The organism is Streptomyces sp. NPDC059456 (genome assembly GCF_042750055.1).
GTDB lineage: Bacteria > Actinomycetota > Actinomycetes > Streptomycetales > Streptomycetaceae > Streptomyces.
Genome location: NZ_JBHYVA010000120.1, coordinates 1 through 16,121, shown reverse-complemented (window position 1 = coordinate 16,121; position 16,121 = coordinate 1). Strand labels below are relative to the sequence as shown.

At 73.1% G+C, this 16,121-nt stretch carries 13 protein-coding genes; 8 read left to right on the top strand and 5 right to left on the bottom strand.

Features of this window, described 5'->3' with window-relative positions; translation table 11 throughout:
* Positions 1-1,572: tRNA (N6-isopentenyl adenosine(37)-C2)-methylthiotransferase MiaB (gene miaB / locus ACFXA3_RS13670; protein WP_385186284.1), on the bottom strand; the 1,572-nt coding region annotated here is incomplete at its 3' end.
* Between the two features lie 90 nt (positions 1,573-1,662).
* Here miaB and ACFXA3_RS13665 point away from each other — a divergent pair.
* Both ACFXA3_RS13665 and ACFXA3_RS13660 read left to right on the top strand, forming a co-directional pair.
* Complete coding sequence (locus ACFXA3_RS13665; RefSeq protein WP_385186281.1) at positions 1,663-2,928, top strand: LysR family transcriptional regulator; 1,266 nt, start codon at positions 1,663-1,665, stop codon at positions 2,926-2,928.
* Between the two features lie 32 nt (positions 2,929-2,960).
* On the top strand, positions 2,961-3,956 hold the full coding sequence (locus tag ACFXA3_RS13660; protein WP_385186278.1) for a TAXI family TRAP transporter solute-binding subunit: 996 nt from the start codon (positions 2,961-2,963) through the stop codon (positions 3,954-3,956).
* A 112-nt stretch (positions 3,957-4,068) separates the two neighbouring features.
* Here ACFXA3_RS13660 and ACFXA3_RS13655 read toward each other — a convergent pair whose 3' ends face one another.
* Together ACFXA3_RS13655 and ACFXA3_RS13650 are read right to left on the bottom strand one after the other, a co-directional pair.
* Positions 4,069-5,010, bottom strand: a complete 942-nt coding sequence (locus ACFXA3_RS13655) for an ROK family protein (protein ID WP_385186287.1) — start codon at positions 5,008-5,010, stop codon at positions 4,069-4,071.
* A gap of 108 nt (positions 5,011-5,118) precedes the next feature.
* A complete protein-coding gene (locus tag ACFXA3_RS13650; protein WP_385186275.1) occupies positions 5,119-6,150 on the bottom strand; it encodes a LacI family DNA-binding transcriptional regulator in 1,032 nt (343 codons plus the stop codon).
* Between the two features lie 341 nt (positions 6,151-6,491).
* Here ACFXA3_RS13650 and ACFXA3_RS13645 point away from each other — a divergent pair, with 341 nt between their 5' ends.
* Positions 6,492-7,757, top strand: coding sequence for a glycosyl hydrolase (locus tag ACFXA3_RS13645; RefSeq protein WP_385186273.1), 1,266 nt, complete (start codon positions 6,492-6,494; stop codon positions 7,755-7,757).
* A 223-nt stretch (positions 7,758-7,980) separates the two neighbouring features.
* Positions 7,981-10,098, top strand: coding sequence for an endo-beta-N-acetylglucosaminidase (locus tag ACFXA3_RS13640; protein ID WP_385186271.1), 2,118 nt, complete (start codon positions 7,981-7,983; stop codon positions 10,096-10,098).
* A gap of 52 nt (positions 10,099-10,150) precedes the next feature.
* On the opposite strand, the gene ACFXA3_RS13635 is transcribed toward ACFXA3_RS13640, so the two are convergent.
* Together ACFXA3_RS13635 and ACFXA3_RS13630 are read right to left on the bottom strand one after the other, a co-directional pair.
* Entirely contained in the window at positions 10,151-11,563 is a 1,413-nt protein-coding gene (locus ACFXA3_RS13635; RefSeq protein ID WP_385186268.1) for an ATP-binding protein, read from the bottom strand.
* A gap of 13 nt (positions 11,564-11,576) precedes the next feature.
* The gene (locus ACFXA3_RS13630; RefSeq protein ID WP_385186265.1) at positions 11,577-12,293 is read right to left on the bottom strand and encodes a response regulator transcription factor; all 717 of its coding nucleotides are present in this window, start codon (positions 12,291-12,293) and stop codon (positions 11,577-11,579) included.
* Positions 12,294-12,561: 268 nt separating this feature from the next.
* On the opposite strand from ACFXA3_RS13630, the gene ACFXA3_RS13625 reads away from it, so the two are divergent.
* The 4 genes from ACFXA3_RS13625 (at position 12,562) to ACFXA3_RS13610 (ending at position 15,934) form a co-directional block, all read left to right on the top strand.
* Complete coding sequence (locus ACFXA3_RS13625; protein ID WP_054225887.1) at positions 12,562-13,347, top strand: amino acid ABC transporter ATP-binding protein; 786 nt, start codon at positions 12,562-12,564, stop codon at positions 13,345-13,347.
* An 87-nt stretch (positions 13,348-13,434) separates the two neighbouring features.
* On the top strand, positions 13,435-14,286 hold the full coding sequence (locus ACFXA3_RS13620) for a glutamate ABC transporter substrate-binding protein (RefSeq protein WP_385186262.1): 852 nt from the start codon (positions 13,435-13,437) through the stop codon (positions 14,284-14,286).
* An 83-nt stretch (positions 14,287-14,369) separates the two neighbouring features.
* Complete coding sequence (locus ACFXA3_RS13615; RefSeq protein ID WP_376197243.1) at positions 14,370-15,044, top strand: amino acid ABC transporter permease; 675 nt, start codon at positions 14,370-14,372, stop codon at positions 15,042-15,044.
* Positions 15,041-15,934 (top strand): amino acid ABC transporter permease, encoded by an 894-nt coding sequence (locus tag ACFXA3_RS13610; protein ID WP_385186259.1) that lies wholly within the window; start codon positions 15,041-15,043, stop codon positions 15,932-15,934. Before ACFXA3_RS13615 ends, ACFXA3_RS13610 begins: the two co-directional genes overlap by 4 nt.
* Positions 15,935-16,121 lie beyond the last annotated feature (187 nt).

Here is a 16,121-nt window from a genome sequence, read left to right as displayed (position 1 = left end):
CCCGCCCCCGCCCCGGGCGGGGGCGGGGGCGGGGGGGGGGGCGCGGGGGGCGGGGGGGGGGGGGCCCCCCCCGGGGGGGGGGGGGGGGAGGGGGGCGGGGACGCCCAGCGTGGGGATGCCCAGCATGACGCCCTGCGGCTGCGCCGGGGCCGCGTTCCGCTTCTCCCAGGCGTCGCCCGCGCGGGTCCGGCGCACCGTCAGGGTGGGGCCCTCGGCGAGCAGGTGGTGCGGGGCGGCGTACGTGATGTCGACCGTCACCACGTCGCCGGGGCGGACCTCCTCCTCCGGCTTCGTGAAGTGGACCAGCCGGTTGTCGGGCGCGCGGCCGGAGAGGCGGTGCGTGGCGCCGTCCTTGCGGCCCTCGCCCTCGGCGACCATGACCTCCAGCGTGCGGCCGACCTGCTTCTTGTTCTCCTCCCAGGAGATCTCCTCCTGGAGGGCGACCAGCCGCATGTACCGCTCCTGGACGACCTCCTTCGGGATCTGCCCCTCCATGTCGGCCGCCGGGGTCCCGGGGCGCTTGGAGTACTGGAAGGTGAACGCGTTCGCGAAGCGGGCCTCGCGCACCACGTGCATCGTCTGCTCGAAGTCCTCCTCCGTCTCACCGGGGAAGCCCACGATGATGTCGGTGGAGATCGCGGCGTGCGGGATGGCGGCACGGACCTTCTCGATGATGCCGAGGAAGCGCTCCTGGCGGTACGAGCGGCGCATCGCCTTCAGGATCGGGTCCGAGCCGGACTGCAGCGGCATGTGCAGCTGCGGCATCACGTTCGGGGTCTCGGCCATCGCCGCGATCACGTCGTCCGTGAAGTCCCGCGGGTGCGGGGAGGTGAAGCGGACGCGCTCCAGGCCCTCGATCGCGCCGCAGGCGCGCAGCAGCTTCGAGAAGGCCTCGCGGTCGCCCAGGTCGGAGCCGTAGGCGTTCACGTTCTGGCCGAGCAGGGTGATCTCGGAGACGCCTTCGGCGACCAGGGCCTCCACCTCGGCGAGGATGTCGCCGGGGCGGCGGTCCTCCTCCTTGCCGCGCAGCGCCGGGACGATGCAGAAGGTGCAGGTGTTGTTGCAGCCGACGGAGATCGAGACCCAGGCGGCGTACGCGGACTCGCGGCGGGTCGGGAGCGTGGAGGGGAACGCCTCCAGCGACTCGGCGATCTCGACCTGCGCCTCCTCCTGGATGCGGGCGCGCTCCAGCAGGACGGGCAGCTTGCCGATGTTGTGGGTGCCGAAGACCACGTCGACCCAGGGGGCCCGCTGGACGATCGTGTCGCGGTCCTTCTGCGCGAGGCAGCCGCCGACGGCGATCTGCATGCCGGGCCGCTTGGTCTTCATCGGGGCGAGCCGGCCGAGGTTGCCGTACAGCTTGTTGTCGGCGTTCTCGCGGACGGCGCAGGTGTTGAACACCACGACGTCGGCGTCACCGTCGGAGCCCTCGGGCGCCCTCGTGTAGCCCGCGCCCTCCAGCAGACCGGACAGCCGCTCGGAGTCGTGCACGTTCATCTGGCACCCGTAGGTGCGCACCTCGTATGTTCCCTTGACGTCCACTGCCGTGCTCCGGTCGCTGCTGCTGGTCATGCAACAAGGGTAGGCGGTACCCGGAAGCCCTCCGGCCCCCGTGCCCATAAGCTCGGGGGAGGGGTCTTCCGCGATCTAGAATCCGCCGTTATGGAACTGGGTCAGTTGCGGTACTTCGTCGCGGTGGTCGAGGAGGGCGGGTTCACCCGGGCCGGGGCCCGTCTGCACGTGTCCCAGCCGGGGGTGAGCGCGCAGGTCGGGCAGCTGGAACGGGAGCTGGGGCTGCGGCTGCTGGACCGGTCCGGGCGGCGCGTGACCCCGACGGAGGCGGGCGAGGCGGTGCTCTCGTACGCGCGGGCCGCACTCGCGGCGGTGGAGGGCATCCGGCGGACCGCGGACGAGGTCCGGGGCCTGCTGCGGGGCCGGGTGGCGATCGGGCTGATCCCGGGGGCGGCCGGGGCCGTGGTGGGCGGCTTCGACGTGGTCGGGGTGCTCGGCGACTTCCACGACGCGCACCCGCAGGTGGAGATCGCGCTGGCCGAGGACACCTCGGAGCGGATGCTGGCCGCCCTGCGGCGGGGCGAGCTGGACCTGGCGGTGGTCGGGCTGGCCGGCGAACCGCCCGCCGGGGTCTGCGTGCAGGTGGTGCTGGACGAACCCCTGGTGGCCGTGGTGCGGGCCGGCGATCCCCTCGTACGGGAGGGCGCCGACGGCCGGATCGCGCTGTCGGCGCTGCGCGGGCGGCCCCTGATCGGCCTGCCGCGCGGAACGGGGCTGCGCGGGGTCCTGGAGCGGGGCTGCGCCGAGGCCGGGTTCGCACCGCGGGTCGACTTCGAGGCGGCGGCTCCGGAGGTGCTGGTGCGGCTGGCCGCGCGGGGGCTGGGGGTGGCGGTGGTCCCGGCCGGCGCGGAGTCGGCGGTGGCGGGCGCCGTACGGGAGCTGGTCGCGCTGCGCATCACCGAGCCGGCGCTGCACGGACGGGTCGCCCTGGCCTGGCCCGCCGACGGCCCGGCGGGACCGGCGGCCCGCACACTGCTGGAGCGGCTGCGGAACAGGTTCGCACCGGGAGCCGAATCCGGGGCGGGACCCGGAGCAGGATCCGGAGCGGGACCCGGATCCGGACCCGGAGCAGGATCCAGGGCGGGAGCCGGATCCGGACCTGGGGCAGGTTCCGAAGCCAAAGCCGGAGCGGGAGCCGGAGCCGGAGCGGGGGCAGGACCCGGAGCCGGGGCGGGAGCCGGAGCAGGACCCGGGGCAGGACCCGAAGCCAAAGCCGGAGCGGAAGCCAAAGCCGGAGCGGGAGCCGAAGCCGGAGCGGGGGCGGGAGCCGGAGCAGGACCTGGGGCAGGGGCCGAAGCCAAAGCCGGGGCAGGACGCGGAGCAGGATCCGGGGCCGGTGGGGCGGGCGGGCCGTGACAGCGCGGCGGGTCGGTGGCAGGATCGCGGCCATGGCTCACGTACCGCCCCGCATCCGCAGGCGCACCGCCCTCGGGGGGCTGGTGGCCGTCCTCGCGGTGCTCGGGCTGCTCGCCTGGTGGCTGAAGCCGTTCGGGGAGCCGGAGCTCAAGGGCGGGCTGACGTTCAGCACGGGTGTCCGTACCGGCGTCTACCACCGCTACGGGCAGCTGCTGGACCAGGCTCTCGCCCGGGACATGCCCGGGGTGAAGGTGCGGCTGGAGACCAGCGAGGGCTCGCAGGAGAACCTCCGGCGGGTGGCGACCGGCGAGGCCGATTTCACCATCGCGACGGCCGACGCGGTCTCCAAGTTCCGGGTCGACGGGAAGCCGGGCGCGGAGGGGCTGCGCGGCGTCGCGCGGCTGTACGACGACTACGTGCAGCTGGTGGTGCCGGCGGGGTCGCCGGTGCAGTCGGCGCGGGACCTGAAGGGCAAGCGGGTCGCGGTCGGCCAGCCGGGCTCCGGGGTCCGGCTGATCTCGGAGCGGCTGCTGACGGCGGCCAAGCTGGACCCGGCACGGGACATCACCCCGGTGTCCATCGGCATCGACACCATGCCGGCGGAGCTGCAGGCCGGACGGATCGACGCGTTCTTCTGGTCCGGCGGCCTGCCGACGAACGCGGTGCGCGAGCTGTCGGAGCGGTTCGACATCCGGCTCGTGCAGCTCGGCGACCTGGTGGAGCAGCTCCAGGCGAGCGGGAGCCCGGCGCGCTACTACCGGGCGGCCGTGATGCCCCAGGACGCGTACACGCGTGCCCGGAACACCTCGTCGGTGGCCACGCTGGCCGTGCCGAACCTGCTGGTCACCACCGAGAACACGGACCCGGAGCTGACCGAGCAGTTCACGCGGACCGTGATCCTCAGCCGCGACCGGATCGGGCACGAGGTGCACGCCGCGCAGCTGGTGGACCTGCGGACCGCGATCTACACGGACCCGCTGGACCTGCACGAGGGCGCCCAGCGGTACTACCGCTCGGTCAAGCCGTAGGGCCTCGGCCGAGTCCGTGGCCGGGTACGGAACCGCGGCCAGGTACGGAACCGCGGCCGGGTACGGAGCCGCGGCCGGGTCCCGGCGCAGGGACGGTCAGCCGCGGGGACGGTCAGGCCGCGGGCAGCAGCATCTGCGCCGCCGCGGCCGCGCCGATCAGGCCCGCGTGGGTGCCCAGGGCGGCCGGGACCACCGTGAGGCCGCTGACGAACGAGAGCGTGGCGTAGTCGGCCAGGTGGGCGCGGATCGGCGCGAAGAGGGTGTCCCCGGAGGTGGCGACGCCTCCGCCGATGACCGCGATGTCCGTTTCGACGAGGGTCGCGGTGGCCGCGATGGCCGCGGCCAGGGCCCGGCCCGCACGGTCGAAGGCGGCCACGGCGACCGGGTCCCCGGCCTCGGCGGCCCGGGCCACGCCCGCCGCGGTGGCGTCCCCGTCGGGGCCGTCCGGGGTCCAGCCCTGGGCCCGCGCCCACCGGGCGATGGCGGTGCCCGAGGCGATGGACTCCACGCAGCCGTGGCTCCCGCAGACGCACCGCTCACCGTCGAAGGCCACGCTGATGTGGCCGATGTGGCCCGCGTTGCCCGTGGGTCCGGGGTGGAGCTGGTTGTTCAGGATCAGCCCGCCGCCGACCCCGGTGGAGACCACCATGCACAGGGCGTTCGCGTACCCGCGGGCCGCGCCCAGCCAGTGCTCGGCGGCGGCCATCGCCACGCCGTCGCCGGCGAGCACCGTCGGGAGCGCCGCGCCGTGCCGTGCCAGTTCGGCCTCGATCCGGGCCTGGACCGGGAAGTCCCGCCACGCCCCGATGTTCACCGGGCTCACCGTGCCGCGGGAGGTGTCGACGGGGCCCGCGCTGCCGATGCCGCAGCGCACCGCCGAGGGCCAGAGCGGCGAGCCGGCGAGTTCGGCGACGACCTCGGCGACGGCGGCGAAGGCCGCGTCGCCGTCCGTGCCGCGCGGGGTGGGGCGCCGGGTGGTGGCCGTCATCGTGCCGTCGGGGTGCACCAGCGCGCCGGCGATCTTCGTACCGCCGATGTCGATGGCCACCGTCAGGCCGGCGGCCGGGTCGGAGGCCGGGTCGGAGGCCGGGCCGGTGGCCCGCGCTGCGGTGGAGGCGGAGGAGGGACTGGTCACGGAAGCGGCTCCAGGATGGGGTCGGAATCAGTATGCGGCCGGTGGCGGGGCCGAACTCTCCCGGGGCTCCAGCCGGGGCCGCTCGCCCTCACGGGCCCGGGGCGGGCCACCGCCGAGGACGGCGAGGAGCTCTTCGGCGGCGAGCCGGCCGAAGCCCGCGGTGTCGCGGACGAGCGCGGTGAGCCGGGGGTGGGTGACCCGGCACAGCGCGGAGTCGTCCCAGGCGACCACGGAGATCCGGCCGGGGACCGCGATGCCCAGCTCGGCGGCGGCGGCGATGCCCGCGACGGCCATCACGTCGTTGTCGTAGACCAGCGCGGTCGGCGGTGCGGGCTCGGTGAGGACCCGGCGGGTGGCGGCCGCCCCCTCGGTGTCGGAGTAGTCGGTGACCACCGAGCGAACGTCGTCCGGGCCGAGCCCGCGCGCCTCGGCCTCGGCGCGCAGCGAGGCGATCCGGCGGACGGTGTGGGCCAGGCCGGGCAGCCCGGCGATGTGGGTGATCCGGCGGTGGCCCAGCTCGTACAGGTGGTCCAGGACCTGGGCCATCGCCCGGGCGTCGTCGGCCCAGACCGAGGACAGGGGGCCGGTCCCGCCCGTACCGCCGATCATGACGGCGGGCAGGCCGAGCCCGGCGAGGAGTTCCGGGCGCGGGTCGTCGGTGCGCGGGTCGACGACGAGGACCCCGTCCACGCGCCGTTCGGCCCACCAGCGGCGGTAGACGGCGCATTCGGCGTCGGTGCCGTCCACCACCTGGAAGAGCAGGGCGACCCGGCCGGCGGACAGCACCTCCTGGATGCCGGAGACCAGTTGGAGGAAGAAGGATTCGACGCCGAGGGTCTGCGCGGGGCGGGCGAGGACCAGCCCGACCGCGCCGGAGCGTTCGCCGGACAGCGCGCGGGCGGCGCTGTTGGGCTGCCAGCCGAGTTCCTCGGCGACCCCGCGGATCCGGGCGCGGGTGTCGCGGGAGACGCCGGGCCGGTCGTTGAGCGCGAAGGACACGGCGCTCTCGGACACCCCGGCCCGGCGGGCGATGTCCTTGATGGTGGGTCTGCGGGCCATGGCCTGCCTGCCTCTTCCTTCGTTCCTGCGGACGGCGATGGCGGGACCGTACGCGATCCTGCCCCGGCAGGCAGCCTTGACGTACGGCGGGACCGGTGGACAGCGCCGGACCCGCGAGCTCCGTGACCGAAATGCCACTGGCCGTTTCCGCACTCTTCCACCGTTGGACCGAAGCCGGAACTAAACCGCATTAGCTCACGCAGCTTGAGAGGCCCGGAGGCCTTCTGTCAACCGGGCTTAAGCGCATAAGCTCCGCCGCCACACGCCCTGTTGACTTACCCCGCGCCGCCCGGCAGGTTGTGCGTCACCCGGCGGAATTCCCGAGAACTCCAGGACGCCTTATGCACGACGAAGCCGCCCCTCGTCCGCTCCGTTTCGGTGCCAACTACACCCCGGCCCGCGGCTGGTTCCACCACTGGCTCGACTTCGACCTCGACGAGGTCCGGGCGGACCTCGACTCCGTCGCCGCGCTCGGGCTGGACCACGTACGGGTCTTCCCGCTGTGGCCGGTGTTCCAGCCGAACCGCACGCTCATCCGGCCGCGCGCCGTCGAACAGCTCGTCGCACTCGCCGACGCGGCCGCCGAGCGCGGACTCGACGTCAACGTGGACGGCCTGCAGGGGCACTTGTCGAGCTTCGACTTCCTGCCCGCCTGGACCGGCACCTGGCACCGGCGGAACATCTTCACCGACCCGGACGTCGTCGCCGCCCAGGAGGAGTACCTGCGCACGCTGGCCGCCGCCCTCGCCGACCGGCCCAACTTCCTCGGCATGACCGTCGGCAACGAGATCAACCAGTTCTCCGGCGACCCGCACCCCGACCCCGACCGGATCACCCGGGAACAGGCGGGCCACTGGCTGGAACGGATGCTCGCCGCCTGCGAGAAGGGCGCCCCCGGCCGGTCCCACGTGCACGCCGAGTACGACGCCGCCTGGTACCGCGACGGGCACCCCTTCACCGTGGCGCAGGCAGCCCGGCTGGGCGCGGCCACGGCCGTGCACTCGTGGGTGTTCAACGGGACCGCGCAGCGCCACGGACGGACCGGGACGGCGACCGAGCACCACGCCGCGTACCTGGTGGAGCTGTCGAAGGCCTGGGCCCGCGATCCGCACCGGCCGGTGTGGCTCCAGGAGGTCGGGGCGCCGGCGCCGCTGATCCCGGCGGAGCACGCGGCCGCGTTCACGGAGGCGACCGTGGCGAACGTGCTGGACTGCCCGGACGTGTGGGGCGTGACCTGGTGGTGTTCGCACGACGTGTCCCGGGAGCTCGCGGACTTCCCGGAACTGGAGTACGGGCTGGGCCTGCTGACCAACGACCGGGAGGTCAAGCCCGCCGGCGCGGCCGTCGCCCGGATCGCCGCCCGGTGGCGGGGCCGGGAGCACCGCCCGGACGTCCGGTCCACGGCGCTGGCCCTGGACGTCGGCGGGGCGCAGGACGCGCCGAGGCGTTCGGTGTGCGCCCCCGGCGGCGCGTTCTTCGAAGCCTGGGCCGCGCTGACGGCCCGGGGGGTCCGGCCCGCGGTGGTCCTGGCGGAGCTCGCCGAGGACCCCGCCCATCTGGCCGCGCGCGGCGTCACGGAGGTGCTGCGCGTGCACGACGTCACCTGATCCCGCCCATCGACCACCCGTCACCGAGGAGCCCCGCATGTCCGAGACCGACAACGGCGCCGACCCTCGCACCGCCCGCTCGTCACGCCAGGCACATCAGGCGCCTCCCGCACCCCGGGCACTTCCCGTAACACCGGCGCCTCCCGCGCCCCGGGCGCTTCCCGCACGTCCGGCGCCCTCCGCACCCCGGGCCCTGCCCGTGCCTCCGGCGGCGCCGGCCCGCGTGACGCCACCGACCCGGCGCGGGGTGCTCGCCGCCGGGGCCGGGGCGGGGGCCGCCGCGCTGCTCGGCGCGACCGGCACGGCCACCCGGGCGCAGGCCGCGCAGGCCACCGTGGCCCCGTCGGCGGGCACCCCCGCGCCCGGCGACCCGGCCGCCCCGGCCGACCTGGCCCCGTACGCCTCCTACTGGTTCCCCGACACGCTCCCCCAGGGCGCCCCCGGCCCGGGCATCACCTGGCGCTCGCTGAAGCAGTGGACCCCCGAGTCCGATCCGGACCTCGCCCACAACACCGCGAGCGTGCCGCTCGCGCCCCGTTTCACGCCCGTCCCGGCGAACGCGGGCGCCCGCGGCGGCCAGGCCCGGATCTCCTCGCTCGTCTCCTTCGGCCCGACCGCGCAGAACCCGTCCCAGGGCTCCGCGACCGCCGACCACTACGCCCTCACGCACTGGGCGTACCTCGACGAGCTGGTGTTCTGGGGCGGGTCCTCCGGCGAGGGCATCGTGCTCGCCCCGAACGCGCCCGTGATCGACGCGGCCCACCGCAACGGCGTCCCCGTGCTGGGCAACGTCTTCCTGCCGCCCGTCGCGTACGGCGGCGATCTCCAGTGGACCCGGGACCTCGTGCAGCGGGACTCCGCCGGCCGGTTCCCGATCGCCGAGAAGCTCGTACAGGTGGCGCGCACGTACGGGTTCGACGGCTGGTTCGTGAACGCCGAGACCGACGGCGGGGACAGTTCGCTCGCCGCCCGGATGCGGGAGTTCCTGCGCGCGCTGCGGTCGGCCGGCGCCCCGCACGGTCTGCGGATCACCTGGTACGACGCGATGAACAGCACCGGCCGGGTCGGCTGGCAGGGTGCGTTGAACCAGCTCAACCAGGAGTTCTTCGAGGACCGGGCGGGCCGGGTCGCGGACACCGTGTTCGTCGACTTCCGCTGGACCCCGCAGTCCCTGGCCGCCTCCGGCGCGCTCGCCGGCCGGCTCGGCCGGTCCCGGCACGAGCTGTGGGCGGCCCTCGACATGGAGTCCAACGGCTGGAATTCCAGCGTCCGTTGGGATGCGATCATCCCGCGCGGCCGGGACCACGTCATCAGCTTCGGTTTCTACCGCCCCGAGTGGACCCGCAACCACCTCACCGACCGCTCCCCGGGCGCCTTCCACCGCGCCGACGACCGGTTCTGGACGGGCGAGTCGCTGGATCCGGCGCACCCCGCGCCCGAGCGCGGCTGGCGGGCGCCCGCCACGGCCGTCGCCGACCGGTCCACCGTCACCGCCCTCCCCTTCGCGTGCGCGTTCAACACCGGGCACGGGGAGCGCTGGTACGAGGACGGCAGGGTCACCTCCGACACCCCCTGGAACCACCTCGGGCTCCAGGACCGGCTTCCGGGCCGCCGCTGGGCCGTGGACGGCGCGGGGCCGCGCCCGTCGGTGACCCTGGACTTCGCGAACGCCTGGCGCGGCGGCTCCAGCCTCCTCGTGGCCGGGACCCTGTCCGCCCCGGCCGTGGTCGGCCTGCACTGCACGCGGCTCCCGCTGACCCGGTCCACGGTCCTGGAGCTGGTGCACGCCACCGAGGCGGGCACGCCCGGCATCGAGGTGGGGGTGGCCACGCGCGAGCCGGCCGCTCCGGGCGAGCCGGTCCCGTACACGTGGCTGAAGGCGCAGGCCGCGGGCTCCGGCCGGGCCGGCTGGCACACCTCCCGGGTCGGGCTCTCGGCGCTGGCGGGCCGGACCGCGTACGGGCTGGCCGTACGGATCACGGCCGGCGGGAACAGAGCGGTGGCCTGGCGGCTCGGCGCCCTGTCGGTACGCGACGACACCGCGCGGCGGCGCCCGACGGCTCCGGAGGCGCTGACCGTGGACGCCTCGGCCCAGCAGGACGGCAAGGCCGCCGTCCGGCTGTCCTGGCGCCGGGCAGCCGGGCCGGTCCGCCACTACGAGCTGCAGCGCCTGCTCCCGGACGGCACCCGCCGCTTCCTCGGCGGCACCTGCGGCACGGCCCTGTACCTCCCGGCGGTCATCCGCTCCGGCCGGGAGCCGGCGGCCGTCTTCGAGGTCCGGGCGGTGGACGAGCTGTACGCGGCCTCCGCTCCGGCGGGCACCACCCTCACCTGGACCTGACCGGCCCGACCCGGCTCCCGCACCCGCCCCGGGACCGGCCCCGGGGCGGCGGTCAGGACGTGTGCGGATCGCTGCGCGGGACGGCCACCGTCACCCGCAGCCCGTGCGGCGGGTTCGTCGCGTACGCGAGGGACCCGCCGCCCGCGGCGAGCAGCGCCCGGGAGATCGACAGGCCGAGTCCGGAGCCCTTGATGTTCTGGTGGCGGCCGCTGCGCCAGAACCGGTCGCCGACGCGCAGCAGCTCCTCGTCGGTCAGGCCGGGTCCGCGGTCGGCGACGACGACGTGCACGAAGGGCCCCTCCGCGGTGACCGACACCTCGACCTCCTCACCCTCCGGCGTGAACTTGAGGGCGTTGTCGATGACGGCGTCGAGCGCGCTGGAGAGCGCGATGGGGTCGGCCCAGCCCGTGACGGCGGTCCGGCCCGTCTCGGTGATCCGTACGCCCTTCTCCTCGGCGTACGGGCGCCAGGAAGCCACCCGTTCGGCGGTCAGCGCCGCGATGTCGGTCAGGCTGAGCTCGGCGGAGGTGTGCTCGGCGAGCGCCAGGTCCAGCAGGTCGTCCAGGACCTGGGTCAGGCGCTTGCCCTCGGTCCGCACGGACGCGATCTCCTCATTGCCCTCGGGCAGTTCGAGGGCGAGCAGCTCGATCCGCAGGAGCAGCGCGGCGAGCGGGTTGCGCAGCTGGTGGGAGGCGTCGGCGACGAACGCCCGCTGCTGCTCCAGGACCTCTTCCACGTTGTCGGCCATCTCGTTGAACGAATGGGCCAGCCGCTGGAGTTCCGGAGGGCCTCCGGCGGCCGCGACCCGGGAGTTCATCCGCCCCGTGGCGATGCCGTGGGCGGCCGCGTCGAGGGTGCGGACGGGCTTGAGCACCCACCGGGTGAGCACGAGGGCGGCGCCGAAGGCCACGAGCATCGCGGCGGCCAGCCCGGCGATGATGATCATCCAGCCGCTCAGGATCCGGGCCCGCATCTGGTCGGTGGGCGACTCGGTGACGACGACCGCGACGACGTCCCCGTCGAGGACGACCGGGGAGGCGACGAGGAGCTTGCCGTGGGTCTGCCAGGGCCACACCTGGGCGGGGTCGTGGCTGCGCCGTCCGGCGAGGGCCTCCTGGAAGGCGCGCCGGCCCTCGCCCTGCTCGGGCAGTTCCCACCAGCCGGGGGCGCGGGCCATGGCGTTGTCGTCGCGCAGGAAGATGCCGACACGGATGCCGTACAGCTGCTGGTAGCGGGCCAGTTCCAGCTGGAGGGTCTCCAGGCGCTCGGTGGCGCCGGTCGAACCGGAGCCTTCGGCGTCGATCACGAACTGGGCGAGGGCGGCGAAGCGGGCGCTGTCGTCGATCCGGTCGACCACCACGCGCTGCTGCTGGCCCGCGGCCAGGCTCACGGCGAGCGGGAAGCCGAGGGCGAGCAGGACGCCCGCCATCAGGATGACGAGCAGGGGGAGGAGCCGGGCGCGCACGTCAAGGGCCCCGCTAGGAGGCGGCCGGGGCGACGAGCCGGTAGCCCACCCCGCGGACGGTCTCGATGAGGGCGGGCATGCGCAGCTTGGAGCGCAGCGAGGCGACGTGGACCTCCAGGGTCCGGCCCGTCCCCTCCCAGGAGGTGCGCCAGACCTCGCTGATGATCTGCTCGCGGCGGAAGACGACGCCGGGCCGCTGGGCGAGCAGCGCCAGCAGGTCGAACTCCTTGCGGGTGAGCGGTACGTCGGCGCCGTCGACGCTGACCCGGCGGGTGGCCAGTTCGATGCTGACCGGGCCGAGCCGGACCACGTCGGAGCCGCCGCCCGTACCGGTGGCGGTCTCCTCGGGGGCACCGGTGCGCCGGGCGACGGCGTGGATCCGTGCGAGGAGTTCACCGGTGTCGTAGGGCTTGACGACGTAGTCGTCGGCGCCCATGTTGAGGCCGTGGATGCGGGAGCGCACGTCGCCGCGCGCGGTCACCATGATCACGGGCGTCGAGGTGCGCTTGCGGATCTTGCCGCACACTTCGTACCCGTCCTGGTCGGGCAGGCCGAGGTCGAGCAGGATGACCCCGTAGGGCGTGACGCTGCCCGGCGCTCCTGCGGGCAGCAGGGCCTGCAGGGCCTCCTCGCCGCTGCGGGCGTGGGTCACCTGGAAGCCGTGCCGGGCGAGGATCGCGGACAGGGCGGCGGCGACGTGGTCGTCGTCCTCGACGAGCAGCAGTCTCATGGCGTCCCCCTTTCCTGATCTGGGCCCGTGGTCAATGGGCCACCATGCATCCACGCCGATGAAGAGGCCCACGTCAAGGGGGTACCGGTCCGGCGCGTCTTCCGTTATGCACCCGGTACGGGCATCCCCGCCCGGACGCCGGCCGCGCGCACGGAGCGTATCGGGGCGAGGCCGTATCGTTATGCTCAATTCTCCCTCAGATGTGATGACGGTGTGCGCGCCACGTCACTACTGTCCTCCCAACCGAGGAGGACGGAGCTAGAAGCCGATGAGCGGAGTATCAGTGACCAAGGACGTGCAGGATGCGGCCGGCACCGCGGACGACCTGGTCGTACTGAGCAACGTCAACAAGCACTTCGGCGCGCTGCACGTGCTTCAGGACATCGATCTGAGCATTGCCCGCGGTGAGGTCGTCGTGGTGATCGGTCCTTCGGGATCGGGCAAGTCGACGCTGTGCCGGACCATCAACCGCCTGGAGACGATCGACTCGGGCACCATCACGGTCGACGGCAAGGAACTGCCCTCGGAGGGACGGGAACTGGCCCGGCTGCGTGCCGACGTGGGCATGGTCTTCCAGTCCTTCAACCTGTTCGCGCACAAGACGGTGCTGCAGAACGTGATGCTGGGTCAGCTCAAGGTCCGCAAGACGGACTCGGCAGTCGCGCTCGAGAAGGCGAAGTCCCTCCTGGACCGGGTGGGCGTCGGCTCGCAGGCCGACAAGTACCCGGCGCAGCTGTCCGGCGGCCAGCAGCAGCGCGTGGCGATCGCCCGCGCGCTGGCGATGGACCCGAAGGTGATGCTGTTCGACGAGCCGACGTCGGCGCTCGACCCGGAGATGATCAACGAGGTGCTGGAGGTCATGCAGCAGCTCGCCCGGGAGGGCATGACGATGGTGGTCGTCACGCACGAGATGGGCTTCGCCCGCTCCGCGGCCAACCGGGTGGTCTTCATGGCCGACGGAAAGATCGTCGAAGAGGCCGCGCCCGAGCAGTTCTTCAGCAACCCGCGCAGTGACCGTGCGAAGGACTTCCTTTCGAAGATCCTGCACCACTGACGTTCTCGTCTGGTAGTGATCCCCTGGCGGCTCAGAGCACACGTGTCGCTCGTCGTCCAACAACGTCTCATCCGAGGGAAGTTCACCATGAAGGTTTTCAAGGCCGGTGCGGCCGCGGCCGTGGCCGCAGTCCTGGCTCTGACCGCGACCGCCTGCGGCGGCGGCAGCGACAAGGCCGGTGACACCGGCGCCTCCTCCGGCGGCGGCAAGGACAAGATCGCCATCGGCATCAAGTTCGACCAGCCGGGCCTGGGCCTCAAGACGCCCGACGGCAAGTTCACGGGCTTCGACGTCGACGTGGCGACGTACGTCGCCAAGGAGCTTGGCTACCAGCCGGACCAGATCCAGTTCAAGCAGGCCGTCAGCGCCGAGCGCGAGAACATGATCGCCAACGGTGACGTGAAGCTGGTCGTCGCGACCTACACGATCAACGACAAGCGCAAGGCGAAGGTCGACTTCGCCGGCCCGTACTTCAAGGCCCACCAGGACCTGCTGGTCCGCGCCGACGAGTCCTCCATCACCAAGGCCGAGGACCTCAACAAGAAGAAGCTCTGCTCCGTCACCGGCTCCACCTCGGCGCAGAACGTCAAGACCAAGCTGGCCCCCGAGGCCGACCTGCAGGAGTTCCCGGGCTACTCCGAGTGCCTCACCGGCCTGGAGAACAAGGCCGTGGACGCGCTGACCACGGACGACTCGATCCTCGCCGGCTACGCCGCGCAGGAGAAGAACAAGGGCAAGTTCAAGCTGGTCGGCCTGAAGCTCAGCGACGAGCCCTACGGCATCGGCCTGAAGAAGGGCGACAAGGACCTCCAGACGAAGGTCAACGCCGCCCTGAAGAAGATGGTCGAGGACGGCTCCTGGCAGAAGGCGGTCGACGCGAACTTCGGCCCGGCCAACTACAAGGCCGAGCCGGCTCCGCAGATCACCGAAGGCAGCTGATTCATCGGTGAGGGGCGTCGCCGCCCGCCTGTCACGGGCGGCGGCGCGCCTCACCGGCCATCCTGGGGAGAGCGCAGGGCAACGTGTTCGACTTTCTTAATTCCGGGCAGTACGACGTGCTCGGAGCCTTCTGGGTGACGGTTCAGCTCACCCTCTACTCGGCGGTCGGGTCCCTGGTCTGGGGCACCCTCCTGGCCGGGATGCGGGTCAGCCCGGTCCCGGTGATGCGGGCCTTCGGCACCGCGTACGTCAACACCGTGCGCAACACCCCGCTGACTCTGCTGATCCTCGGCTGTTCACTGGGCCTGTACCAGACTCTGAGCATCACGCTCGGCGGCGACGGCTCCAAGGACATCAGCTTCCGCCTCGCGATCCTGGGGCTCATCGCCTACACCGGCACCTTCGTCTGCGAAGCGATCCGCTCGGGCATCAACACCGTTCCCGTGGGACAGGCCGAGGCCGCCCGCGCGCTGGGGCTGAGCTTCTTCCAGGTGCTCACCCTGATCGTGCTCCCCCAGGCCTTCCGTGCGGTCGTCGGACCGCTGACGAACGTACTGATCGCCCTCACCAAGAACACCACGGTGGCGGCGACGATCGGTGTGGCCGAGGCGGCCCTGCTGATGAAGGAAATGCTGGAGAACGAGGCGGATGCGATCTTCGCCGTCTTCGCGGTCTTCGCCCTCGGCTTCGTCCTGCTGACCCTGCCCACCGGCCTGCTGCTGGGCTGGGTGGCCAAGCGAGTGGCGGTGAAGCGATGAGTTCCGTTCTGTACGACACCCCCGGCCCCAAGGCCAGGTCCCGCAACTGGGTCTACACCGGTGTCTTCCTGGTGGTCCTCGCTCTGGCCCTGTGGTGGGCGCTCTCCCTCATGGCGGAGAAGAACCAGCTCGACGCCGACAAGTGGTCCCCGTTCGTCACCGACAGCCAGATCTGGACGACGTTCCTGCTGCCCGGCCTCGGAGAGACGCTCAAGGCCGGCCTGATCGCCATGGTGATCGCGCTGCCCCTGGGTGCGCTGCTCGGCATCGCGCGCCTGTCGGACCACGCGTGGGTGCGTGTGCCGGTCGGCACGGTCGTGGAGTTCTTCCGCGCCATCCCGGTCCTGATGCTGATGTTCTTCAGCTCGGCCCTGTACGTGCTGCTCGGCACGGTCAGCTCCGACCTGCGGCCGCTGTACGCGGTGGTCACCGGCCTGGTCCTGTACAACTCGGCCGTCATCGCCGAGATCGTCCGCGCCGGCATCCTGACCCTGCCGCGCGGCCAGACCGACGCGGCCAAGGCAATCGGCATGCGCAAGGGCCAGATCATGGCGTACGTCCTGGTCCCGCAGGCCGTCACGGCGATGCTGCCCGCGCTGGTCAGCCAGTTGGTGGTGATCCTCAAGGACACGGCGCTCGGCGGCGCGGCCCTGGGCTTCGCGGACCTGATGTCGATGAACCGGCAGATCTCCGCCAACTACAGCAACACCATCGCGACCATGGTCGTGATCGCCCTGATCTACATCGCGGTGAACTTCACGCTCACCACCCTCGCCTCCTGGCTCGAAGGCCGGCTGCGGAAGTCGCAGAAGGGCACCGGCGCGGTCGTCGCCGGGGACGTGGCCGAGGTCGACGCGGGCGGAGCGGCCGGCGTGGGCGAGGCTCCCTGACGGCTCTCCCCGGCTCGGACGGCTGACGTCCGGTCAGTACACTTGTGTGACACCTGTGGTGGGGGGGGTGTGAAACGCCCCACCACACGCCGGTGGGGGGGGGGGGGGGGAGTGGGGGGGGGGGGGGGGGGTGGGTGTGTGTGGGGGTGGTGGGGGGGGGGGTGGGTGTCGTCGCCGAGGAGGTGCC

Coding starts and splice junctions, on each gene's coding strand:
- ACFXA3_RS13620 (WP_385186262.1), top strand. CDS start 13,435: ATGAAGGTTTTCAAGGCCGGTGCGGCCGCGGCCGTGGCCGCAGTCCTG.
- ACFXA3_RS13645 (WP_385186273.1), top strand. CDS start 6,492: ATGCACGACGAAGCCGCCCCTCGTCCGCTCCGTTTCGGTGCCAACTAC.
- ACFXA3_RS13650 (WP_385186275.1), bottom strand. CDS start 6,150: ATGGCCCGCAGACCCACCATCAAGGACATCGCCCGCCGGGCCGGGGTG.
- ACFXA3_RS13625 (WP_054225887.1), top strand. CDS start 12,562: ATGAGCGGAGTATCAGTGACCAAGGACGTGCAGGATGCGGCCGGCACC.
- ACFXA3_RS13665 (WP_385186281.1), top strand. CDS start 1,663: ATGGAACTGGGTCAGTTGCGGTACTTCGTCGCGGTGGTCGAGGAGGGC.
- ACFXA3_RS13610 (WP_385186259.1), top strand. CDS start 15,041: ATGAGTTCCGTTCTGTACGACACCCCCGGCCCCAAGGCCAGGTCCCGC.
- ACFXA3_RS13660 (WP_385186278.1), top strand. CDS start 2,961: ATGGCTCACGTACCGCCCCGCATCCGCAGGCGCACCGCCCTCGGGGGG.
- ACFXA3_RS13630 (WP_385186265.1), bottom strand. CDS start 12,293: ATGAGACTGCTGCTCGTCGAGGACGACGACCACGTCGCCGCCGCCCTG.